The organism is Puniceicoccus vermicola, assembly GCF_014230055.1.
Lineage (GTDB): Bacteria > Verrucomicrobiota > Verrucomicrobiia > Opitutales > Puniceicoccaceae > Puniceicoccus > Puniceicoccus vermicola.
In genome coordinates this window covers 99685-122032 of the sequence record NZ_JACHVA010000101.1, presented here as the reverse complement: position 1 = coordinate 122032, position 22348 = coordinate 99685, and the positions used below count along the sequence as shown (strand labels likewise).

General features: G+C 52.6%; 17 protein-coding genes. 9 read left to right on the top strand and 8 right to left on the bottom strand.

Annotated features, from left to right (window positions below):
• Nucleotides 1–48 precede the first annotated feature (48 nt).
• A complete protein-coding gene (locus tag H5P30_RS12725; protein ID WP_185693305.1) occupies nucleotides 49–213 on the bottom strand; it encodes a hypothetical protein in 165 nt (54 codons plus the stop codon).
• A gap of 10 nt (nucleotides 214–223) precedes the next feature.
• Between H5P30_RS12725 and H5P30_RS12720 the strand changes: the two genes are divergently transcribed.
• Nucleotides 224–1288 (top strand): LacI family DNA-binding transcriptional regulator, encoded by a 1065-nt coding sequence (locus tag H5P30_RS12720; RefSeq protein ID WP_185693304.1) that lies wholly within the window; start codon nucleotides 224–226, stop codon nucleotides 1286–1288.
• A gap of 214 nt (nucleotides 1289–1502) precedes the next feature.
• Here the strand turns inward: H5P30_RS12720 and H5P30_RS12715 are convergent, their stop codons facing one another.
• Nucleotides 1503–1655, bottom strand: a complete 153-nt coding sequence (locus H5P30_RS12715) for a hypothetical protein (protein ID WP_185693303.1) — start codon at nucleotides 1653–1655, stop codon at nucleotides 1503–1505.
• A 260-nt stretch (nucleotides 1656–1915) separates the two neighbouring features.
• On the opposite strand from H5P30_RS12715, the gene H5P30_RS12710 reads away from it, so the two are divergent.
• The 3 genes from H5P30_RS12710 to H5P30_RS12700 are packed head-to-tail and all read left to right on the top strand — an operon-like array spanning nucleotide 1916 to nucleotide 5462.
• Nucleotides 1916–2860 (top strand): hypothetical protein, encoded by a 945-nt coding sequence (locus tag H5P30_RS12710; protein ID WP_185693302.1) that lies wholly within the window; start codon nucleotides 1916–1918, stop codon nucleotides 2858–2860.
• 38 nt (nucleotides 2861–2898) lie between these two features.
• Nucleotides 2899–3732, top strand: coding sequence for a sugar phosphate isomerase/epimerase family protein (locus tag H5P30_RS12705; protein ID WP_185693301.1), 834 nt, complete (start codon nucleotides 2899–2901; stop codon nucleotides 3730–3732).
• The gene (locus H5P30_RS12700; RefSeq protein WP_185693300.1) at nucleotides 3729–5462 is read left to right on the top strand and encodes a sodium:solute symporter family transporter; all 1734 of its coding nucleotides are present in this window, start codon (nucleotides 3729–3731) and stop codon (nucleotides 5460–5462) included. Before H5P30_RS12705 ends, H5P30_RS12700 begins: the two co-directional genes overlap by 4 nt.
• 135 nt (nucleotides 5463–5597) lie before the next feature.
• Here H5P30_RS12700 and H5P30_RS12695 read toward each other — a convergent pair whose 3' ends face one another.
• Together H5P30_RS12695 and H5P30_RS12690 are read right to left on the bottom strand one after the other, a co-directional pair.
• On the bottom strand, nucleotides 5598–6281 hold the full coding sequence (locus tag H5P30_RS12695; protein WP_185693299.1) for a DUF6250 domain-containing protein: 684 nt from the start codon (nucleotides 6279–6281) through the stop codon (nucleotides 5598–5600).
• Nucleotides 6282–6334: 53 nt separating this feature from the next.
• Nucleotides 6335–7681 carry an autotransporter-associated beta strand repeat-containing protein gene (locus H5P30_RS12690; RefSeq protein WP_185693298.1) on the bottom strand — a complete coding sequence of 449 codons (1347 nt, stop codon included), beginning with the start codon at nucleotides 7679–7681 and terminating at the stop codon, nucleotides 6335–6337.
• Nucleotides 7682–7855: 174 nt separating this feature from the next.
• Here H5P30_RS12690 and H5P30_RS12685 point away from each other — a divergent pair, with 174 nt between their 5' ends.
• A complete protein-coding gene (locus tag H5P30_RS12685; RefSeq protein WP_185693297.1) occupies nucleotides 7856–9898 on the top strand; it encodes a heparinase II/III domain-containing protein in 2043 nt (680 codons plus the stop codon).
• A 93-nt stretch (nucleotides 9899–9991) separates the two neighbouring features.
• Here the strand turns inward: H5P30_RS12685 and H5P30_RS22520 are convergent, their stop codons facing one another.
• Nucleotides 9992–10999 (bottom strand): NAD(P)-dependent oxidoreductase, encoded by a 1008-nt coding sequence (locus tag H5P30_RS22520; RefSeq protein WP_185693296.1) that lies wholly within the window; start codon nucleotides 10997–10999, stop codon nucleotides 9992–9994.
• Between the two features lie 345 nt (nucleotides 11000–11344).
• Between H5P30_RS22520 and H5P30_RS12675 the strand changes: the two genes are divergently transcribed.
• Together H5P30_RS12675 and H5P30_RS12670 are read left to right on the top strand one after the other, a co-directional pair.
• On the top strand, nucleotides 11345–12817 hold the full coding sequence (locus H5P30_RS12675) for a sulfatase family protein (protein ID WP_185693295.1): 1473 nt from the start codon (nucleotides 11345–11347) through the stop codon (nucleotides 12815–12817).
• A gap of 92 nt (nucleotides 12818–12909) precedes the next feature.
• Nucleotides 12910–13956, top strand: coding sequence for a LacI family DNA-binding transcriptional regulator (locus H5P30_RS12670; RefSeq protein WP_185693294.1), 1047 nt, complete (start codon nucleotides 12910–12912; stop codon nucleotides 13954–13956).
• Here the strand turns inward: H5P30_RS12670 and H5P30_RS12665 are convergent.
• The gene (locus tag H5P30_RS12665; protein ID WP_185693293.1) at nucleotides 13953–14630 is read right to left on the bottom strand and encodes a hypothetical protein; all 678 of its coding nucleotides are present in this window, start codon (nucleotides 14628–14630) and stop codon (nucleotides 13953–13955) included. The two genes, H5P30_RS12670 and H5P30_RS12665, sit on opposite strands and share 4 nt — an antisense overlap.
• Before the next feature lie 44 nt (nucleotides 14631–14674).
• On the bottom strand, nucleotides 14675–17779 hold the full coding sequence (locus H5P30_RS12660; protein ID WP_185693292.1) for a hypothetical protein: 3105 nt from the start codon (nucleotides 17777–17779) through the stop codon (nucleotides 14675–14677).
• Between the two features lie 201 nt (nucleotides 17780–17980).
• Between H5P30_RS12660 and H5P30_RS12655 the strand changes: the two genes are divergently transcribed.
• Together H5P30_RS12655 and H5P30_RS12650 are read left to right on the top strand one after the other, a co-directional pair.
• Nucleotides 17981–19372, top strand: a complete 1392-nt coding sequence (locus H5P30_RS12655) for a sulfatase family protein (protein ID WP_185693291.1) — start codon at nucleotides 17981–17983, stop codon at nucleotides 19370–19372.
• A gap of 6 nt (nucleotides 19373–19378) precedes the next feature.
• Entirely contained in the window at nucleotides 19379–20932 is a 1554-nt protein-coding gene (locus H5P30_RS12650) for a sialate O-acetylesterase (protein WP_185693290.1), read from the top strand.
• Between the two features lie 603 nt (nucleotides 20933–21535).
• Here H5P30_RS12650 and H5P30_RS12645 read toward each other — a convergent pair.
• Nucleotides 21536–21982, bottom strand: coding sequence for a hypothetical protein (locus H5P30_RS12645; protein ID WP_185693289.1), 447 nt, complete (start codon nucleotides 21980–21982; stop codon nucleotides 21536–21538).
• Nucleotides 21983–22348: the final 366 nt, after the last annotated feature.

Below are 22348 nucleotides of genomic sequence, written 5' to 3'. Positions count from 1 at the left end.
TGTAAGAAATCGACATTTCGTAGCATAGGCATCCTGCCTGTGTTCGTTTCATCGATCCACAGGCAGGATGCCTGTAGCAGTTGGGTCGGTCCACAGGCAGGATGCCTGTGCTACTGGAATACCTTTGCCAGCGCTCCCAACGATGTCGACGTCGGCCAAATGACTCACGATGCATCCGGAATTGACATTCTTCCGCCCTATTTCCTGATTCATTCCTGCTACCATGCTCAACCAGCGCGCACTTGCCGATCAACTCGGACTCTCTCAGACGACCGTTTCGCGCGCGTTACGCAATCATCCCTCCATTGCTCCCGCGACTCGGGAGCGCGTCTGGCAGGAAGCCCAAAAAGCGGGCTACCGTCCCAACCCGCAGGTCAGCGCCCTCATGGAACAGATTCGCCAAGGTCGCACACCGGAGATCCACAGCACCATCGCCATTCTCTCGGGAACCGACCCAAAGCACTTTCCAAGAAACTCCACGACCCAGCGACTCTACCAAGGCCATTGCGAACACGCTCAGGAATACGGATACAGCACCGAGGTCTTCCCCGTGCCCTCCAACCAGAAGCAAAGTGTCGAGCTCGATCGCATTCTCTACTCACGGGGAATCGCGGGCATCATTTTTGCCTATTCGGGTGGAGAAGAAGGTCTCCCCATCCCGGACCTCCATTGGGACCGCTATGCTATCGCTACGGTCAGTGACGTATTCGCGCACCTTCCCATCGACCGCGCCTCAACCGACCACCAGCGCAATACGAACCGCGCCTACCTCGAACTCCTCCGCCGCGGATACAAGCGAATCGGAATCTGCCTCCCCGAGCACTCAATTGAAGCGCGTGACGGCTATGACAATTCGTGGCTTTCGGCTTACCTTGCCTGCAATTTCAGACGCCCGAAGTCGCTTCAGATTCCAGTTTTCACCGGAACGATTCACGACACCAAATGCTCCCGGTTTCAGTCCTGGTATGAGCGCCATCGCCCAGATGCCCTGATCACCCTCCTCGGCGAAGAAATTCAGTGGCTCAACGAACTGAAACTCGCTCCTCCTCAAGACATCGGACTCGTCTCCCTCAATCGTCCTCCCGACTCCCACCTCTCCGGGATCGATGAGAACAACCTCCAAGTGGGTCGGGCCGTCTGCGAGCTCGTCGTCTCCCGACTCACCCACAATCAACTCGGCCTCCCCACCTCCCCGCGACGAGTTTTGGTCGACGGCATCTGGTGCGAGGGCGAAACACTCTCCAATCCCAGCGCACCGATCCCTCCGCGCGGAGGGCCAAGGGTATAGCTCGGCCCGATGAATCGAAGAAGTTTCTTGATGGAGCACGGACTTCAGTCCGCCCCGCATGCCCCTCAGCCATATTCCCATCGCCTTGCCGAAGATTCCCCTCCTTCGCGGCCAATCCATCGGGGCGGACTGAAGTCCGCGCTCCGAGGGGGAAGTCATCGCCGGGCTTCACTCCACTTGCACCGAGCGTTAGCACCCTCTAATACCACCTAACCTATTCCAGAGTTCGTTCGTAAGGGAGCCACTCATCCGTGCGGAAAGGTTCAGCGGGCAGACCATCCGAATTTCGTAAATTGGCGAAAAACGGATCCCCGGCCCATGCGTAGCGCACACTGACCGGATTGGACACCCGCTCACTGGATAGCACGACGGTGTCTTGGCCTTTGATTCGACAATACCCCTTTCGCACAGGGATTGACTCCTACTCGATGGGAGGTCGCCCTTGGAAAGGAAGAAGGTGGCCCTCCACCGTTGGATAATACAGTTAAAATTCGTGCACAATTGAGTCGCACGCTCCGAGTAATTTATCACTCAAGACGTTTCCCGACGAAAAGGATCTATCATAAATAGATTTCAAAGTTTGGAGACACTAATTTAAAACTCCGATACCGAGGAAACAAATACCCAATGCTAGTCAGTGCATACTTTTTAAACCATGGCCTATGGACTGTCATCCCAGACCAACTGAAGGAAAACTTCGATGATATGCTCGATTGCGGATTCAATGCGGTCTGCCTCTCCTTCAGTGAAAGTGAAATGGTCTACTCTCGGCGCGCGTTCGAGCTTCAAGTGAACTTAGCCCATGAGGCGGGATTGAAAGTCTTTGTCATTCCCAGCCGAATCGGAGGTCGATTCGCCGGGGCTCCTCTCACTCCCAGCCTATGGCTTACCCAGAACCCGGAAGCCCAAATCCCGAACTTCAGTACGTTCTTCGGCCCAGTCGCTTGCATCGAGCACCAAGCCTTTCGTGATTGGATTAAGTCCTTCATGAAGACGCTTCTCACCGACTACCCTCTTGACGGCATAATCTGGGACGAACCCAAGGAAGAGCAGACCATCTCTCATCATCCAGATACAATCTCGAAGTTTGGACCCGATCCAACCGTCGAAGAGATGGAAGATAGCTATCTCGAGTTTCTCACAGAACTGACCGGCCACTGTAAATCGCTGAACCCGGAACTCCTGATAACTCTTTTTAACCAGAAAACCTCCACCGAACGCTTCACTCTCGGTGGCGGAAGTATCTCAGGCATAGACTACGCTGGCTATGACGGGAATCTGGCTAGGCAGAGCTATTTCCACGAGGAACCTCAGTGGCACAAATATCGAATCGAAAGCGTATGGGATCGCATGGAAGATGAGGCTCGGCGAAACAATAAGGGAAGTTTTGCCCTGATTGAGAATATGCTCATGCCGACAGTCGCAATTCCCGAGTATGAGAAGAATCTGGATTCTTTTCTCGAAAGCCATCGCCCCGATCACCTTTCGCTGTATTACTACGCACACAATAATGAAGATCCTCATCGCGTTCACGAAATAACCCGGCACCTGATGAAAAAGCACCTTTCGTAAACGGTGCCCCCCCGGAAAACTCACAGGATTTCATCGCAATGAACTGGTCATTCTCCACCCTGGGCTGCCCTCACAGAACGCTCCAGGAAGCATTCGCTCTGGCGCGACGATACAACCTGTCCTCTCTTGAAATTCGTGCTCTCAATGGAAACGTCAACCTGAGAGACAACCTCATAGAAATATTCGGCTCTCCGAGATCGGCCTGCGGCCTCGCTCAATCTCTCCCACTGCCAATCTGTAGTTTGGATTCATCGGTTCGTGTAATCGGTCCGTCCCAAGAAGATTGGACTGAACTCGAGGCGCTTGCACCTTGGGCAGACGCCCTCAACGTGCCATCCATTCGAGTATTTGACGGTCGGCCTAGACTCGGGGATCTACAAGAAACCCACCTCCAGCAAGTTCGTGATTTTTTTGTATGGTGGAACCAGAAGCGAGACGACCACGGCTGGAAAGTTGACGTGATTGTCGAAACTCATGACATCCTGCTAACCACCGAAGCGATCAAACGCTTCCAATCAATACTCGAAACTCCAGCGAAGATCCTCTGGGACACCCATCACACATGGAGTAAAGGCGAAGAAGATCCACAAAGCACTTGGCAGTCGATTGCACCGTGGGTTGCCCACATCCATGTCAAAGACCGCCGAAAGGGTTCCAACCCCGGCGAACCCGAAACCTTCGCTCTGCCTGGCGAAGGGAACTTCCCGTTTGCCACTTTGATCCCCGAACTGGAGGCCTATAACTTCTCCGGCCCCGTCAGCCTCGAGTGGGAAAAGTTCTGGAAACCAGAACTCCCCGAGCTGTCCGAGGCCCTCGAAGCCTGTCGCAGAATGAACTGGTGGGGTAGCCCACCGAACCCCTCCGCATCATGACTCCAAGCAACATAGAATACGTGGTAATCGGGGGCTATCTGGTTATGCTCCTCGGTGTTGGATTCGCTCTGCGCAAATTAAGTACCGATGTAAGTGACTATTTTCGCAGCGGATGCAAAGGCACCTGGTATCTTGTCGGTTCCAGTGCCTTTATGGCCTCCTTTAGTGCGTGGACCTTTACAGGGGCGGCCGGAGTCGCTTTTGAGAGCGGGTGGTCCGTAACCGTCATCTACGCTTCCAACGCAATCGGATTCTTCCTCAACTTTCTGTTTCTCGCTCCTTGGTTTCGACAAATGCGGGCTATTACTGCACCAGAGGTCATCCGAAATCGTTTCGGGGTGGGAACCCAGCAATTCTACGCGGGGTTCTCGGTCATAACGGCCCTTTTATACGGAGCTCTTCATCTCTACGGGCTCGCTCTCTTCACCTCCGCTATTTTTGGATTTCCCATCAAGGGAGTGATTGTCGTGATTGGGTTCGTCGTTCTTTTTTATTCTCTTACGGGCGGGAGCTGGGCAGTGATGGCGACGGACTTCCTCCAAAGCCTGATCCTGATACCTCTCACTCTCTTGGTCTGCATCCTCTGCCTCATCGAATTGAAAGGATTCAGCGGTCTCCTAGAGGGAATCCGCAGCCAAGGCCTTAGCCAGGACTTTCAATTGTTCAACGAACCCGGGCGATTCACCGCCAGCTCTTTCACCATTACCTGGGCCATCGCGATGGCTTGCAAAAATATTTTCAGTTACAATACTTTAGGTGCCGCGCCCCGATATTTCGCCGTCAAAGATGGCAGAGAAGCCCGCAAAGCCGCCCTTCTCGCCTGTATCATGATGACCGTTGGGATCGTGGTTTGGATCGTTCCACCCATGGCGGCTCGACTTCTCATCGCAGACCAAATAGACGCGCTTGAAATTTCCAAGCCAGCCGAAGCCTCGTACGCACTGATGAGTCTCTCTCTCCTGCCGGATGGGCTCGTTGGCCTCATGGTGGTCGCGATCTTCGCTGCAACGATGAGTTCTATGGATACGGGCCTGAACCGGAATGCCGCTATCATCACCCAGGATGTCTATCCCAGCCTGTGTAAAATACTTGGTATCACTCCCAGCGAGGCTGTTGGGCGACTTTGGATAGGACGAGGTTTCACCATATTCTTCGGTGCCTCGATCATCTCCCTGGCACTCTACTTCTCTGGTCAAGATGGCAAGGGGATCTTCGACATCATGCTCTTAATCGGGGCAATGCTCGGGATTCCTCTGGCGGTTCCGCTCCTCCTCTGTCTGTTCATTCGCCGCGTTCCCCGCTGGGCCGCGGTTTCTTCAGTGATCGCTGCACTCATTCCGTCCGTACTCGGGCACTACAGCGCAGAGCTTTTCGGAGCATCCTGGAACTTCCAAGAACAGATTCTCTACAACCTCTGCGCCGGCACAGTTGGATTTCTCGGCTCGGCCCTTTTCTGGAAGCACTCCTCGCAACAATATCGAAAGCAAGTCGATCACTTCTTTTTGCAAATGCACACTCCGGTCGACTTCGAAAAGGAAATCGGTGAGGCCAACGACGATGTACAGCTTCGTCTTCTCGGCCGGTTCGGACTCGCGATCACCCTTTTTATCGGGGCGCTCGCACTCATTCCCAATCCCTGGACAGGCCGACTGGCCATTCTGTCCGTGGCATTCTTCATCGGCTCAATATCCGGGTTGATGCTTCGTGCAGGAAACAGACGAAAGAGCTAGTACACTTCCATTGTCGATTGGAGATCCCCCCGAGAACGGGGATAATCACCTTGTGCCCCTCACTCCAAGCAAGATTAGCCGGAACCAAACGAATTCAATTCTTTACGAAGCAGACCTCGCTAACGATATGCGTCCTCAACCTTGAGGAGTTTCACCGATCAGTCGTCCGATCTGCACCTGCTCAAAATTGACACTGGAGAACCACGTTCGTAGGCCGAACCAGCCTCCTTCCAGAGGATCATCCAAAGTGAAATCGTGAACTTTCCTGCCATTCAAAAAGTAGCGCAAACGAGGACCCGAGACGACAATCACAAACTCGTAATCGGTGTCGGGCTCGGAACGAAACTGCCGCTGGTCACTCAGGAGATGAAAACCGGGATCCAGACGGGCTCTGGCCCAACCGGGCATGAACCCTCCAGTCAGCGTGAAGATGTAATTGGGAATCGAGTGATAGTCCCGATAAAGCCCACTGCGACCAAACTGCAGCGCGGATCCATTCTCCTCCCGAGCATGAACGAAAAAATTCAGGTTACATGCATTGTCTCCCTCAACCGCTGCGGTCGAAGCCGTCACCCGAATCACGACATCGGGGGGCAACGCCTGACGCATCCAGATCGTAGTGCCTGCCTGCTTTCGATTGTTGTCGACCGGCCGCACTTTGAGTTCACCCGCTTCAATATATGCCCGTGGACCTTGCGACTCTACCACCCAACGATTTTCCCAATCCTCAGACTCAAAGGTCTCCACTGCAAACCAGTCTACTTCAAGAGAAGTTGTAGAGAGGTCCACCGGCTCGGAACCCGACACATAGTGGCTCATCAAAGAGACCCAGAGAGTGCACCCTACGAATCCGTATAGACTCCGTAGCCTCATTATTTGCGGCGGCGACGGAACAGCACAAAAAGGCCGACCACACCGGGAATCACAGTCAGAATGGCTTGGGATTCAGGTATCGCCTCAAAACTCAATTCTCCAGAACTATTCAGACTCGCTTCCCAATTCGCCGTATCATAATTCTCAAAGGTGATCGTTCCCACAGTGCCCGAATCAAAACCGGAAAACAGGGTATAGGTCGTAGAATAATCCCAATCAGAGCCGCCGAGGTCAATGATCCCATCAATCAGATTAAACATCGCCGCCCCGCCCAAACTCGTGATCACATCATTGATTTCGGCATCCTTATCGTAGTCGAACACGATCGTCCCTCCATCCAAGGTAAGGACCTCTCCCGATGCCAATTGGTAGCTGCCAATATTCTCCCCATTGATCTGGAGTTCTCCGCCATTCAGATTAAGCGACCCTCCAATATGAACTACACTAGATTCGCTATCCAGGGTGCCTCCATTAACCGTGACATTGCCAGATCCCAGCGCACTGGTCGACCCCGCGACCAAAGACCCCGACTCGACTTCCGTGCCTCCAGTATAGGTATTGTTTCCGTATAAAGTCTGGGATGAGCTACCGGCTACGACGAGAGCAAGACTAGAATCTAGATCTGCCAGAACCGTTCCCGAACTCTTTGCCGAAAGGACTTCAATCCGTAGAGTCGTTGCGTTCCCAGAAAAAAGACCTCCAAAAATGGTACCTCCACCACCGGAAAGCCCCGAACTGGTTGCCATGATCGGGCCTTTATCCTGAGGAGCTGAATTGAGATAGACCTCTCCCCCACCTGAGGCAACGACTTCTCCAATACTGTAATCGTTATCGACATTTATCCTTAGCTGCCCCCCGGTGCCTACTGATGTCGTTCCCGAGACAGAAAGATTCTGAATCGAGTTTACACTGTTATTGGCCCCAACCAATAGAATGCCCGAACCCGACATGTCGATATTGTTGACCGATAGATCAAACGTATTTGATCCAGAGGACTTCCGGAAAGCCAGGTTATCGTCACCTGATAAGGATAATGTCCCGCCGATCGATAAACTAACATCCCCAACGCCGACGACCTGCCAGTTACCGATATTGCCTGCGTAGCTAAAATTATCAATTGACTCGTTTCCACGGACTTCGAGATTGCCCAACTGACTGGCACCGGTCACGTTATCTGAAACTCCGGGAATTCCGACCGGACTCCAATTGATGGAATCCCCCCATCCCCCAGAGGAAGAACTATCCCATTGGTAGTCAGTTGCCTGAAGACCTAAAACCGGAACCATGCCAATTAAAAGAGGAACGAGTTTGCGAGAATACGGTTGGTAGTGAGGTAGGATATTCATAACTCCAGCAAAATACCTCTAAGCTCGTCCGAATAAAGAAGGTATAAATATTAACTGTAATAATTCTACCCCGCTCTTCTGTTTACAGTTAGAAACGGTACCTTCTTTGCGATCCCCGTTTTCTCTTCCATACAAAGTTATTTGTCATACCCGGAACTCCCCTCATATCAATCTATGGAAAAAATAATCCCAATTTTAGCACTTTGCCTCGGAACCATTCTCACCCAGCAGAGTACCGGATGCACCGGAGATGCAACTGAAGGACCTAAAACTGCCAATCCGACTCCCTCGCGCCCCCAAGCCTCTGAAGACTCGTTTTTTGCTACCGGCAAACAACCACATCTATTCGTCCACTCCCCGCAACAATGGGAACTTCTGCAAACCCGTCTCAACAAAGAGCCCTACGCTTCCGAGATTGCCCGGTTGCGAACATCACTAGAAGCCCGAATGGATCGATTCGACTGGGAGCAGGACACCGAACCCCGCCCGAACAATGCGATGTCCGACCTCCGACCTGCGGGAGATTTCATCGCCGCGCTTTCTTTCCTCTATCGGCTCGAACAACGTGAAGAGGATCTTGAAGCTCTCCTAGAGACCGTCAACTATGTCCTCAACTTACCAGCGTGGGGAGTTCATAAATACGGCGGCCCGAACGTCGATTTGGCCGGAGCACACGTTATGTTCGGCCTGTCATTGGCCTATGACTGGTGCGGACCTGATCTTCCCAGTGAAGTCACCGCTACGATTCAAGAAGAGCTACTGGCACGCGCGACCCAAATGGCCGAATTTGTAAATGGGAAAGGCCTCCCAGGCTATCAGAATAACCACAATGCGTTACGACTTCTCGGTCTTATCTCTGTTGGGGTTTCATTGAGAAACGAGGATCCGCGGGCCCAAGCCATTATCCACAAGGCTATGGAAGTCGCCGCACCTACCTTTGAAGCATTATCCCATACCGACGGGTTCTTCGCAGCAGAAGGAGTTCCCTACTGGCAATACGGCCTCTCGGCGCTGGTCCCGATTGGGGTGATCGCCAAAGAGAATCTTGGCATTGACTGGTTTCGCGGGAACCAAGGACTGGAGAACGTTCCACTCGCCCAGGCCTACTTTCTCCTCCCACCCGAGAGCAGACTCGTCGAAACGAACTCGGCCGGGCTGACTCGACCCAGGCTTGACGTTCTCAATTTCGGCGACGGCCCCTCGAAGAGCTGGCACGATTACACGAAATACATGACTTATCTCGCGAGAGAGTACCGGAGTGGGCTCGCCCAATGGTTGTCCGACGAAAATCGAAGAAACATTACGGGCCACAATCCACTAACTCGGTTTCTCGGCCTGATCTGGTACGATCCGAAAGTACAGCCACAATCGCCCGAAAATCTTCCGACTCAACACTGGTTCAAAGAGCAGGGAATCTTTCTTTGGCGGAGCTCCTGGACGGGAAACGGTACCGTTATCGGCATCAAGTCCACTCCTCCCGGCGGCCGTTTCACGACCGAAACCTACCCATTCAATCCAGGCAGCAGCCACAGCCAGCCGGATGCCGGAACGTTTTTGGTATTCGGCAATCGGAGTTGGCTGATCGCCCCTCCCGGTTATACCAAGGACCGGCAAACCTCCTATGCAAATACACTTCTCGTAAACGGCAACAGCCAGATCGGATCCAACGATAACTGGCTCCATACAGACGCCTATGCTCGGGAGAAGCGTTTCCCGAGAATTGTCTCGGTCGATACAAACCATCAAATCACACGGATCCAATGCGACCTCACCCCGGCCTATCGGGATCCCGGTCTCATTCGATGCACGAGGACATTCTATCTCGTCGATGCAACCACTTGGATCATTATTGACGAGATCCATCATCAATCGCCAGCAACAGCCGAAGCGATTTTTCACAGCGAAAGCTCATTTTTCCTGACGGACAGCCTTCACGCCCGGACTTCTGTCGGGGACAGCGAGTTCAATGTAACTATGCTTCCCCTAGAGAAAACCGATGCCTCGCTCATCGTCAAAGAACAAATCGAGTGGATGAAGAAGGAGGGAAAGATTCGAAAGAATGTCCTCACGGTCCAGGCACAACCCGGGACGCAGCTAAAATGGGCAACCCTATTCCAACTTGTCAATCCGAAGGATATGAGTGGACAACTGACTCTCGACGCCTCCACAGGCTCCGTCATTTATGAAAAAAACGGCCACTCAGAGATCCTCGACTAGACCCCCGATCCGTTTGCTACACGCACAGGCAGAGATCGAACTCTGCCTGCTTTATCGGCTATACTGAATACGGTTATTCAAGATGGGAAAGCCTCAAGTCATCATATCGAACTGCTCAGGACTCACCGTGCTGGTAAGTTCTTCCCCATTGAGGAACCGTTTGATGTTCGCGAGGGCGAGGCGGCCAGCTTTAACGCGAGCATCCGCCGTATTTCCGCCAATATGGGGAGTCGCTACCAAATTTCGCTCCCCTCGCAGGAGTGAGTCGCCAGCGAGAGGCTCGTTGTCGAATACATCCAATCCAGCGCGCAGGAATCCATTCGCCACCCGCTCGGTTAACGCCGATTGATCAACCAACTTGCCTCTGGCCACATTCACAAAAAGGGCACCGTTAGGCATCGACTCAAGGAGTGAGCGTGAGACGATTCCGTGAGTTTTATCCGTCAACGCACAGCATTCAAAAAGGACATCACTCGACGAGAAAAGCTCCTCCAAGGAGCTCTCTGTAGAGACACCTTTTGCCTTAAAAACCGATTCATCCTGATAAGGATCATACGCAAAAGTCCTCACCCCGAAAGGTTTTAGCAAGCTCGACAATTCTTGACCGATTAATCCAAAACCGTGAATCCCGATCCGGGCTCCATAGAGGCTTTCCGCCGGAATGGGTGTCTCACGTCTCCACGCATCCTCCAAGTGAATCGCATAAAAATGATGAGTGAGATTACGTAACGAGGCTAAGGCCAGCATCAGTGCCGTTTCGGCCACGATCGCCGCAACTGTATTTCCCCAGTTCGTGACGATCATACCCTTCTCGATCATCGTCCGCGGGACCTGTTTTCGAACCGATCCACAAACGTGACAGTAATACGGAGCGGGCGACTGACCATCAACCTCCGGCAGGAGCGGAGTCGACCAGGCCCCAATAATCACGGTCGGTTGATATTCTCGAATTAAATCCTCTAAGTTCGTGCAGTTCTCTGGAAGAACCTGTTTCAACTCCCAGGGAATGCCACCGCTCGCCGCATCCAAACCACAGGGAAAGAACGTCCGACTTTCCTCCTCGTTCAATATGGCGAGCAATCGAGCAGACTTGCGGTTCACTGGAATCGAAGTACTCGAGATTAGGTCCATTTCTCCTTTCATAGCACAACAACCAGTATCGGCTCGCCGCCGCAAATGGTGTACTTCCGAAGGTCAAAATTGTATGCCTGAGTCATCATACGATCATCTTCGTCGAAACACCCTCCAGGCAATGGGGTCGTTTTTCTAACTGTAATAACGCCCTCGCTGAGGCTTCCTCTAATCCACTTTAGTCAGGCCCGTTTTGAGCATTTTTTACAGTTATAAACACATTCACATTGTCCCGCATATTTCCGAACAGAACGATGAACTTAGAATCTAAGATCTGCGGATACCATTCTTCGCCATTCAAAATCGGAAAACATCATGCCATCCAGCCCTAAAAAGCCCCCGAACATCGTCCTAATCCTGCCGGACCAGCTAAGGGCAGATTTCCTGCCGCTCTATGGTTGTCAGGGGCTAAAGACTCCACACCTGGATTCAATCGCAAGGGGGGCGACAGTCTTTGAAAATGCCTACTCACCGTATCCGATCTGCGTTCCGGCGCGGGCGGCTTTGCTAAGCGGACTCCATCCGTTGCGGAGCGGCGTACTCAGCAACAATCATTGGTTGCGCCCAGACCGCGCTGAAATGGGTTTCAAAACATGGCCCGAGCACCTTCGGGACCACGGATATCACACGGCCGCCATTGGCAAGATGCATTTTCATCCGTTCGAAGCCAGCGAAGGTTTTGAGGAACGAATTATTGCAGAAGACAAGCGATGGCCCAAAGTCCGTGACGACTTCGCCGAATACTTGGCCCGTCGGAATCTCGAGAAATTCGATGCTCGCCAACATCCGAACTACCGGAAGAAAAAAGGAGCCATCCACTTCCCCTACAAGGTTGAGTTGACCCCCGATCGATACGTAGGCGAAGCGGCTGCGAAATGGATCCGCGAACAACCCTCAGAGCGTCCGTTTGCCCTCATGGTTGGCTTGCCCAGTCCTCATTGCCCCTACGATCCTGTTCCCGAGTATCTCGAGTCGATCGAACCCGAAGGACTCCCTCCTCTGATTCCCGATCCTGACCGAACCGACCGAGGTCCGAAAACATTCTACGACGACTTTCTTGCCAATACCCGATCTGCGTGGCACGACCTTGACTACAGTGACTTTCCAGTGAAACAGCGCAAAGCGATCCGCCTCCACTACGCTGGACTAATCCGGCAGGTTGACGAGGAAGTAGGTCGAATCGTTTCCGCCCTTCAACAACGAGGACTCTGGGAAAACACCCTCTTTACATTTTCAAGCGACCACGGAGATCACGTGGGCGATCGAGGTCTGGTAGGAAAAGGCGATTTCTTTGAAGAGAGCATTCGAGTGCCACTCGTCGTGAAGTATCCTCATCAAGTATCCCCCAGAAGACTGCAAACACCCGCTATCCTACAAGAGATAACCGGAACATTTTTCGATACGGCAAAAATCAGTCAGCCCGAACACTGGGACTTCCCTCCTCTGCCCATCGAAGATTCTGACGATAGTCGTTCGACACCGATCTTCGGTATCCTCGACCGTATGGCAATGATTCGCCGAGGCGCCTGGAAATTTATACAGTATAGCCGCTATGGGTACGGTGAACTTTACAATCTGGAGACCGATCCACGGGAAACGACAAACAGAATTGAAGACCCCGAGGTCCAGACGATCGCCCTTGAACTCCAGGCTCTCCTTAGCCGAGAAATACACCGCCAGGCAGTATCCGGCCACGAAGACAAAATTTTGACCCGTGGAACTCCCCTGAGTGAGGACGCCAATTTCACTCGAAAGGGCTGGCGCATGCGATATCCGCAACGTCTCTAGCGTATGCCCTGGAACCCGAATGAGGATTCCGATTGCCAGTCACACCATTTGGAGTAGAAATAGGACCTCCTTTTTCGCCTCCCCAGAAAAATATGAAATCCCGAGTTTCCATGCGAGACATCGCCCGAGAGGCAAACGTCAGTGTGATGACCGTTTCCCTAGCCCTTCGAAACTCTCCCCGGGTCAAGCAACAGACAGGGGAACGAGTGCGAGCTGTCGCCAAGCAAATGGGGTTCACTCCTGACCCGGCTCTTCGCGCTCTAATCTCCTACCGCAATTTGAAAAGCACCCAGAAGTTTCGCGGAAGCATCGCTTACATCAACAACACTCCTGAACCTAACCTCACGCAAACTTCTCCTCTTCATTCACAGATTTTTTCCGGTGCCACAGAAAGGGGAGAGTCTCTTGGGTACATGATTCGAGAGTTCTGGATGCACGAAGAAGGCCTGAAGAGCCAAAGAGCCAGCCAAATCCTGCTTTCGCGAGGGATACAGGGATTGGTACTCGGTCCCCAGACGAGAGCCCACTCAGAGATTGAAATGGATTGGCAACATTTCTCGGTCGTCCAGCTGGGCTTCTCACTCGAAGCTCCTCGATTCCATCTCATATTCACCGATATATTTGCGGTCGTAGCCCGCATTTTTCAGGAACTCGCCAACTATGGGTATCGGCGAATCGGTTTAGTGCTCCAGAAAGATCAAGACGAACGAGTTCAGAACCGCTATTCAGGAGCATATTTGGCAATGCAAAACAAACTTCCGAAGAGACTGAAACGAATCCCGGTCTTTTCCGAATCGCAAGCTAAAGAAAAAATCGGCTTATGGTATGATAAATACAAACCCGACGCGATCATCGGGGGTCCGGAACTCTTTCAGCACCTGCAAGCAGTCCGGGAACTAAAGACGCCGGAAGACATTGGATACGCTTGCCCATTTTATCTCAAACGCGTGGAAGGTATGGCTCACGCCGACGGAAGGCAGGACGAGGTTGGCCGCAAATCGATGGAAATCTTAAGCAGCCTGATCGAGCGCAATGAACGGGGCATTCCCGACTCTCGCATAATTCACCTCCTCGAACCTTCATGGACTCCCGGGAGCACTCTTCGAAGAGTTGGAAGTCCCGTATCACTTGCTAGCTAATCAGATAATGCCCGCTGGGAAACCGTCTCCCGAATGGAAATCATTTCGATTTTTTCGCCATCCATACGGAATAGAACGGTCAACCGTGTATTACTCCGAACTCCAACGCTGGTATTGACTCGTGGACTCCAGCTCTCGCCCTCTCTGGATGCGACTTGGATCCGGATCGACACCGCTCCACTCTCACTCCCCTCATATTCCAACAGGTCATCCATTCCAGGCGAAAGTTGAAACGCTTCCCCGTCAAGATATCCGGCCAACGAATACGGGGTAAGATTAATCAACCGTGCATGGAACCATGGGATTCCCTCTGGAACTCCAGGTATGGCATAAATCTCGTAAGGAAGCTCACCTTTACGAGCCTCAAAAACGAACAAAGTCAATTCATGCAGTTCCGGAGGCAAATTAAGCTTCCCGATCGGCTCCGGCTTTGGGCCCTCCAAAGTCTCAACCATTTCATAGAGATAGAAAGGACTGGGTCCCGCATATTTCTGCACGGCGGAGAAACCGGCGTTGGGGACGAATAATCGTTCCAGACCCGAAGCCCCCTGATAATAGACGTCACGAAGAGTCTCTCCCAGACTCATTGCCACCCAATCAACATCATACTCTGGTGAGGGTTGTGAGTAAAGAGGCGTGACCCAAACCACGAAGGCGGCCAATGCCAATTTCATCTTCGAAAGCCGAAGAGATGTTATCGCCAGAAGTCTCATCCGATTCATGGGTTATCGAGCCAGCGATAGGATACCAATTTATACCGACGGCCAAATTCAGATCCAGTGTCTCCGCTCTCGATCGCTTCGGTCGGATCCAATTTCTCAGGAACCCTCTGCACGATCGCCTCCAGCAATACTTCCGCATCAATCTGGTGTGAATCCACTGAATTCAACGCGTTTCCGTAGCTGCGAATCAAAAAGGTATCCCCACGAGTCGTCAACACAGGGCCCAGCGAGGTGACCAGATCCCCTTGGGACAAAAATCCGGGCGCGAAATCGGAACCGTAGCCATAAAAATGCTCGGGAGCCGGAAAACTCGTCTCAGGAGGTGCTGCGGTCACCGGCGATCCCCTCACATTATGATTGAGACCAGACGCATTGATCGCTGACTGCAAAGCTCCTGACAGGCCAAGATCAGCACTGGGATGATTCTCATCCACGAGGCGTCGATTGATGAATTCTGCAACCGACAAGAAAGGGCCCCGAGCGCGCACCTCTCGGACGATTTCCGCGGCAAGAATCCCGATATCACCATCCGAAAGACGGCGAACGCCCTGCCAAGCATCTACATCCGACTCCAACGGATCCGCCATAGCGTTCCCCATGGGCAAGGTGAACCGAGAGAATAGGTTGTCCACCGATCCCTGCAATGATCCGTCCTGTTTTCTTAAGTCGTAGTCACGAATCCCTGCTAAAACCGCCCGCCAGGCCGACTCGGATGTACTATTCACATTGAATCCACCCTCCAAGTACAGATTCCCTGCCGACGCAAAAGGGTCGGCATTCATATCTACCGAGGAGTTCCGAATTGTGAATCGGCGATTCACTAATGGCCCGACGGTCTCCGGTGCAGTAGAGAAGAAATATCCATCCCAAAGTGCCTCATTGGATCGATAGGAAGTATCGAAATAGGTGCGCAGCGAATGAAAATTAGAAGTGCCACCATCATAGAAATGCGATTCACGCGGCACCGTCGGAAGCGCTAAAGAATTTCCAAAGGCATAGGTCGGAGAATTATGGGTTGATCGATCATAGACCTGCCCCGGACTCATCAGCTTTGTGCTCAGATCAAGATGCTGCAGTTGCCCCAGTGATATCAAACCGGGATCATTTGGCGGAATTTCGAAAAAGACGACACGAGTGAATCCATCGCTACCATGTGACGGGCCAAAATATGCATTGGCCGGGCTGCCAGCAGGTCCATCTACCGAAAAATCTCCCTGCCCGAAGTCACCAACGAAAAGACGCGGCGCCAAATTTGAATGTTCCGTTTCGTAACCGTTCTGAGAAATATGGTCACTGTGGTAGTTGAAGCTCGCTAATTGGCGAACCGATCCCAAATCCATTTTGTAGCTAAAACCCGCCACGGGAAATACCGATGCATTATCGTCCTGCTGAATGGGAGCCGAAGTCCCGCCCAGACTAAACTGATTATACCCAACACCATCATAGAAACTGAGAAAATTACTTCCGACAACCCCAAGCAGTTCGGTCCGGAATCGTAACGATCCCCCATTGACCAACGAAAAGCTGTAGAACTCCGGAACCTCTCCGGCAGCGAGTGAATCCTGAAATTCGATAAAGGCGCTATTCAGGTCAGAGAATCCTTCCTCCAATTGATTGGACTGATACGAATTACGATCAGGATTCTCAGTCGTCACGAGAGCTGTGTTTACCGGCCCTTGGTAGGGAGCAGTCGAACCCAGGGTCAAGACCTTCACCTCCCCGGGCCCAAAAGAAAGATTCCTCGCAGTAAAATAAATCTCTCCACTATTCGCTCCCTCGAGAAAAATGGGATTGGGCTCTTTAAAATGATACCCACCAAAGGTTCTCGAGCTCCCGTCATCCATTTGAATATCGACCTCCAGTTCCGTAGCACTCTGCTCGTTGTGTTGAGGAAAAGAGAAGAGATAATTGGCTTCGGTCAAAGATACGTTGTAAGGATTATGAAGGACGACTGCCGGAAACATATGCATTCTGAGATGACCGTCAGTGCTGAAGGAGAAATCGAAGTACAACTTCACCTGAGTCAAACTTGGCCCGATCGGTCCAAAATGATTTGAACTATCGGCCTGATCCTTCTTTCCCTCACGCGGACTCATTTCGAGTAGATTTGGACTCAGACTGTTGGATAGATCGTAGAAGTCCTGAATGAGACTCCATGCCGGTCCCGGGACGGACGTCCGACTCAATACAGATGATTCACTCTGGTAAAGGTATCCCGTAGGTAAAGAGTCGTTGCGAAGCATTTGAGTCAGGTCCCTTTTCAAACCTCCCCGGCGCGCATCGGTAAGTATCGAACGGGACATCGCCGTAAGATCATGGTAGCGAGAACGATTCAGAGCCTCAAAAACACTCCCTGAAGCCACTGTCTGTGCAAATTGATCGAGAAAAAGGACCTTCTCGAGTCGACCGTCATTCGCCGGATAATCGTCGCCCATGAATTTTCCGGGATCCGACTGCAAATCCATGAGTTCGAGACCATTTCGTTGAGAGGAGACAAGAGGAACCCGACTTCCGGCCTGAGCGTCATACCGATCGATCAAATTCACCCGAGCCTTCGTTGACTCGTCCGAAACCCAATAGGCGAAATTCCCGGTTGGAGTCGCCCCCCCCAAAGGCTCCAGTGGGACCTCTACATAATCATTCGGTTCGTTAACAGTCCCCTCGCCCAGGATCCGAACTCCAGCTGAAGGTGAGGCCAGGGAATCCGCGGTCGGATCTCCGGAGACTAAAACCGTGATCAGGGAGGGATCGTATTCCTGAACATTGGCAACCGGATCAAAGACTCCGCGATTCTCCCAAACACCGGTCCAATTCTTTTTCGAATCATCGACCGCCAGACTCGAATCAACATTTACCGGCCCGGTACTGACACGATCAATACCCGTTGCAGCTTGCAACTGACCCATGGCCACCTGCAATCCCAGTAAAGCATGCTCTCGGGCACGGGTTTCGGTGCGAACTGATGAAGCTTGGCTCGATTCAATCGAAACCAGATTTCCCAGCACAAGCAGTAATAGCACGATGAATGCGAGAAGGCCTAAGCTCACAATCAGCGCGAATCCACGCTGTGAATTTCGATTCGTGTGGTTTGGGGTCAACATCGGAACAGAAAACTCCATGATGCGGAATCGACTCAGATTCACCACCAAGGAAACTTTTTAACTGTAATAGCTCTCAATCCAAATCCCAGTTAAAAACCGATCCCCTTCATCACTATCTCAGGTCCTGAGCTAACAGAAATTTATTACAGTTACAAATCCACACCAATTGATCGCCCTTCGGCCTCGATCATCCTAGATCTCATGCCTGTAAACAATGTTCTCCTCATGATCGCAGATGATTGGTCGCCCATTGCCGGATGCTATGGGGATCCGATCGCCCATACCCCCCACATCGACAAGCTAGCACGTCAGTCGACAGTATTCGATCGCGCTTTTTGTACCACACCTTCCTGCGCAGCGAGTCGGGCCAATATCCTCACAGGGCAATACAGTCATACCCACGGGCAATACGGCCATTGCCAAGGGATTCATGGATTTCGAACTCTTCCCTCGATGAAGACACTGCCCGAGGTATTGAGGAGCACGCCCGTTACCAGTGCCCTCGCCGGAAAAACCCATTTTGCTCCCGACGAGTCATACCCATTCGATTTCCGAAGGGAACTAATGAAACCGGAACTTGCAAAATTCTCAAACCAGCACCTTTCGGACGCAATCGAAGACTGCTTGGATGCAATCGGATCCAAGCAGTTTTTCCTCCTGACTGCATCCGGGTATCCCCATCGAATCGGTGGCGATTTTGACCCCAACTTTGCTACACAAGAATTTTCCGGCATCGATAAGAGCTACAATCCGGAGACCATTCCCATCCCCGAGTACTTACCCGACACCCCGGCGGTACGTGACGATCTCTGTGAATACTACCGGTACATCACCCGATTCGATGATTTCGTAGGAAAAACCCTATCAGCGCTCGAGCAAAAAGACCGATTAAGAGACACCCTCGTCATCCTCCTATCAGACCATGGCATGCCTTTCCCCGGAGCGAAAGCGAGCTCCTTCGAGGCCGGGCACAACTGTCCTCTGATCATTTCCCATCCCGACATCAAGGGCGGAAGCCATACCCAGTCGCTGGTCAACTGGTGCGACATCCTGCCCACAATTCTTGAAGCGCTCCGAGTGCCTCTGGAACAGTGGCCCGAGAACATGCCGGGAAGAAGTCTTCTTCCAATTCTCGAGGATCCCGACGCGAAAGAGTGGCTCAAGCCAGTCGCGTATTCTCATAGTTTTCATGAGATCGTTAACTATTTCCCTTACCGGGCTCTCCGGGGCCCTCGATATAAATATATCCGCAATCTCGCCTACCAAAGTCCTCTACCACTTCCCACTGACCTATTCGATTCTCCCGCCTATCATGCCATCCTCTCTACCGGCGGGTCTGCGGAACGAACTCAGGAACGTCTCCTCCACCATGACCGGGAAGGTTTCTATGATCTCGAAGAGGATCCGTTCGAGAAGCGTAACTTGATCAACGATCCTGAACTTCAGGGTCTTATTGAATCGTATCGCCAACAACTTACCAAACTCCGCCGAGAAACCAATGACCCTTGGTTGGAGGTAGATTTCCAAGAAGGAGACCTCCCCCAAAGGCATAACAATATGGACCTCGAATCTGAAAAGCGCCTAATCCGCTAACTGATGATGTCACTCCGAAAGATTCCCCTTCTTCCCGTCCTCTCGGCCTTTCTCTTCGCAATAACCGCGCAGGCCGAGCTGAAACTTCCCTCCATCCTAAGCGACCACATGGTCATCCAAGCGGAAAAGCCGATCAAACTCTGGGGCTGGGCCACTCCGGATGCCGAAATCAGCGCCACTTTTCTCGATTCGACCCGCTCAACTCGAACCCGATCCGACGGAACATGGCTCATTGAGCTACCTGCGGCGGAAGCGAACGCGCAGCCCGAAACGATCCGCGTTGAGGGTGACCAGCAGATCGTCAAAATTGAAGATGTTCTGGTCGGAGAAGTTTGGCTCTGTGGAGGTCAGTCCAATATGCAGATGAAACTGCAGAACGTTGACGGAGGGGAATCAGCGATTCGAGAAGCCAATTTTCCAGAAATTCGTTTCTTTGAAGCGAGACGCCGCCCCAACATTAATCCTCAGGATGACATTGCAGGCAAATGGCAGAAGGTGACACCACAGACAATTCGGGAGTTCTCTGCCGTCGGGTATTTCTTCGGACTCGATCTCTCCGAGGCACTAGGAACCCCCGTCGGCTTAATTAGTAGCAACAAGGGAGGAACACCTGCTGAGGCGTGGATGCCCAGCGAAAACCTGAGAGCAAATCCGATCCTCCGTCCATACACTCGGGACCTCGACGATCTCTATGAAGCCTATCCTGATCTAGAAGATAGCTGGGATGAAATTTACGACGAAATGAGAGCCAGCCACAGGGAGTGGAAGAAACAATTCACCATCTGGACAAAGCTCCCGAAAAACGAACAAATCCAGACGCCAAAACCAGAATGGCGCCAAGAGTTTCGTCTCCGCAAAGCACCCACAATCTACTACAATAGTAACATTCATCCATTGAGGTTCTTCCCCATTCGAGGAGTGATTTGGTACCAGGGTGAAGCAAACTCCAACAATCTCCAGGACGCTGCCTTATACGGCACCTTGTTCCCTGAAATGATCCAATCTTGGAGAGACGCTTGGGGCGAAACCCTCCCCTTCTACTTCGTGCAGCTCCCCGGATATGGCGGACGCCCGGGGATCTGGCCAACCACACGCCAATCTCAACTCTCGACTTGGCAAAATGTTCCCAAGACTGGCATGGTCGTCACCATCGACGTTGGAAACGAGAATAACATCCACCCCAAAAACAAACGTCCGGTCGGCGAACGCTTGGCCCGGTTCGCACGCGCAAATACCTACGGCGAGGAGATCCCCTTCTCAGGCCCCGTGGTGAAAACGTCAACCCGAGACGGAACAGTAGTCGAGATAACTTTTAATCATATCGAGGGAGGGCTCGCGGCGAAAGACGGATCGCTAGGGGGCTTCGAAATCGCCGACAACAATTCCGGCTACCTTCCCGCTGAAACCGCAATCCATGGCAATTCCGTTCGGGTCTGGTCTCCCTCAATCGATTCTCCAACCAGAGTGCGTTACGCTTGGACAGACACTCCGGAAGCCTACCTATTCAATGGAGCCGGACTCCCCGCCTCTCCTTTCGAGATCACGGAAATAGGGGAATAAGCCCCATCCTATCGGATCGCGGTCTCAGCGGGTGAAGTAGAAATCGATCGCGCACCTTCGTCAGGCGCATCTGCGCCGGAGCCTTGACAAAGAGGGGCATCCCAGGAGATCCCAATTCCGCAAGGCAACGAGACGAACCTGCCCCCAGAAGTTCACTATCGTACCGGGCTCGACTCGCCAGATCATCGGAACTCGACAAACATCGTCGATGGCAGCACCACGCCCCGGGCCCAGATGGCAGTCGATAACTTTTCCTTCTCCGCCGCACCCGAGCCGCCCTAGGCCTTGATGAGCATCCTTATCGCCGGGTTAATCGTGCTCATTCGGCGCCCCCGGAACGGAGTTAGAGGTCGCGCCGATCCCTCCGCGCGGATGGCCAAGGGTAATTGCTCGGCCCGATGAATCGAAGAAGTGTCTTGATGGAGCGCGGACTTCAGTCCGCCCCGCATGCCCCCCAGTCATATTCCCATCGACTTGCCGAAGATTCCCCTCCGTCGCTACCAATCCATCGGGGCGGACTGAAGTCCGCTCTCCGGGGGAGAAGTCATCGCCGGGCCTCACTCCACTTGCACCGTGCGTTAGCATCCTCTAATACCACCTAACCTATTCCAGAGTTTGTTCGTAAGGGAGCCACTCATCCGTGCGGAAAGGTTCGGCCGGCAGACCATCCGAATTTCGTAAATTGGCAAAAAACGGATCCCCGGCCCATGCGTAGTGCACACTGACCGGATTGGACACCCGCTCACTGGATAGCACGACGGTGTCCTTGCCTTCAATCCTCGCATGAGCCCAGTAAAATTGCCGGTCCTCTCCCGCCACGGCAAAGCCGCTTACCCAGTCTCCCTCCCCCCGGAGGCCCTCGCCTACTCGGTCGAAACGAACGCGCACATCTTCCCCTTCGAAAGAGATATTCTTGACACGCGGACCGGAGGACAGAACCGGAAGACCGTGCGCAACCCTGTCTGCGCACAGAGAAAGTCTGCGTCCGACCTCCTGCTTATTGGGCGGATGAATGTTGTCGGCGTCGCCGATGTCGATCGCCGTTGCCATCTCCGTATTCGGCAACTCCAACCCCCGGATCCGCCGTCCACCCAAACCCGGATCGGCTCGTCAAGCTGAAGCGCAGCGTGCGATTGAAAAGGCGAAGCGAAATCAAGCCCCCATGCGTGAAAGGACAACAGCAACAGCACAGAGAATCGTGGAGAGAGGATGGCATTCGTCGGCACATGGAAAACATTTGCATTCGATCAGGAGCCTAAAGATCACCAAAGGTGGCACGCGGTTTCACCTCTTCGAAAAATCTTTTCCGTCAGTGCATCAATTTAAGTGAAAAACAATCTATGGCAGCCGCTTTACACCTCGACCTCGTGAAGGGCCAGAGGTTCCCATCGCTCTCGGAAAAATATGGAACCGGTG

Coding starts and splice junctions, on each gene's coding strand:
- H5P30_RS12650 (WP_185693290.1), top strand. CDS start 19,379: ATGTCACTCCGAAAGATTCCCCTTCTTCCCGTCCTCTCGGCCTTTCTC.
- H5P30_RS12660 (WP_185693292.1), bottom strand. CDS start 17,779: ATGTTGACCCCAAACCACACGAATCGAAATTCACAGCGTGGATTCGCG.
- H5P30_RS12645 (WP_185693289.1), bottom strand. CDS start 21,982: ATGGCAACGGCGATCGACATCGGCGACGCCGACAACATTCATCCGCCC.
- H5P30_RS12725 (WP_185693305.1), bottom strand. CDS start 213: ATGAATCAGGAAATAGGGCGGAAGAATGTCAATTCCGGATGCATCGTG.
- H5P30_RS12685 (WP_185693297.1), top strand. CDS start 7,856: ATGGAAAAAATAATCCCAATTTTAGCACTTTGCCTCGGAACCATTCTC.
- H5P30_RS12700 (WP_185693300.1), top strand. CDS start 3,729: ATGACTCCAAGCAACATAGAATACGTGGTAATCGGGGGCTATCTGGTT.
- H5P30_RS12690 (WP_185693298.1), bottom strand. CDS start 7,681: ATGAATATCCTACCTCACTACCAACCGTATTCTCGCAAACTCGTTCCT.
- H5P30_RS12695 (WP_185693299.1), bottom strand. CDS start 6,281: ATGAGCCACTATGTGTCGGGTTCCGAGCCGGTGGACCTCTCTACAACT.
- H5P30_RS12670 (WP_185693294.1), top strand. CDS start 12,910: ATGAAATCCCGAGTTTCCATGCGAGACATCGCCCGAGAGGCAAACGTC.
- H5P30_RS12655 (WP_185693291.1), top strand. CDS start 17,981: ATGCCTGTAAACAATGTTCTCCTCATGATCGCAGATGATTGGTCGCCC.
- H5P30_RS12710 (WP_185693302.1), top strand. CDS start 1,916: ATGCTAGTCAGTGCATACTTTTTAAACCATGGCCTATGGACTGTCATC.
- H5P30_RS12720 (WP_185693304.1), top strand. CDS start 224: ATGCTCAACCAGCGCGCACTTGCCGATCAACTCGGACTCTCTCAGACG.
- H5P30_RS12675 (WP_185693295.1), top strand. CDS start 11,345: ATGCCATCCAGCCCTAAAAAGCCCCCGAACATCGTCCTAATCCTGCCG.
- H5P30_RS12705 (WP_185693301.1), top strand. CDS start 2,899: ATGAACTGGTCATTCTCCACCCTGGGCTGCCCTCACAGAACGCTCCAG.
- H5P30_RS12665 (WP_185693293.1), bottom strand. CDS start 14,630: ATGAAATTGGCATTGGCCGCCTTCGTGGTTTGGGTCACGCCTCTTTAC.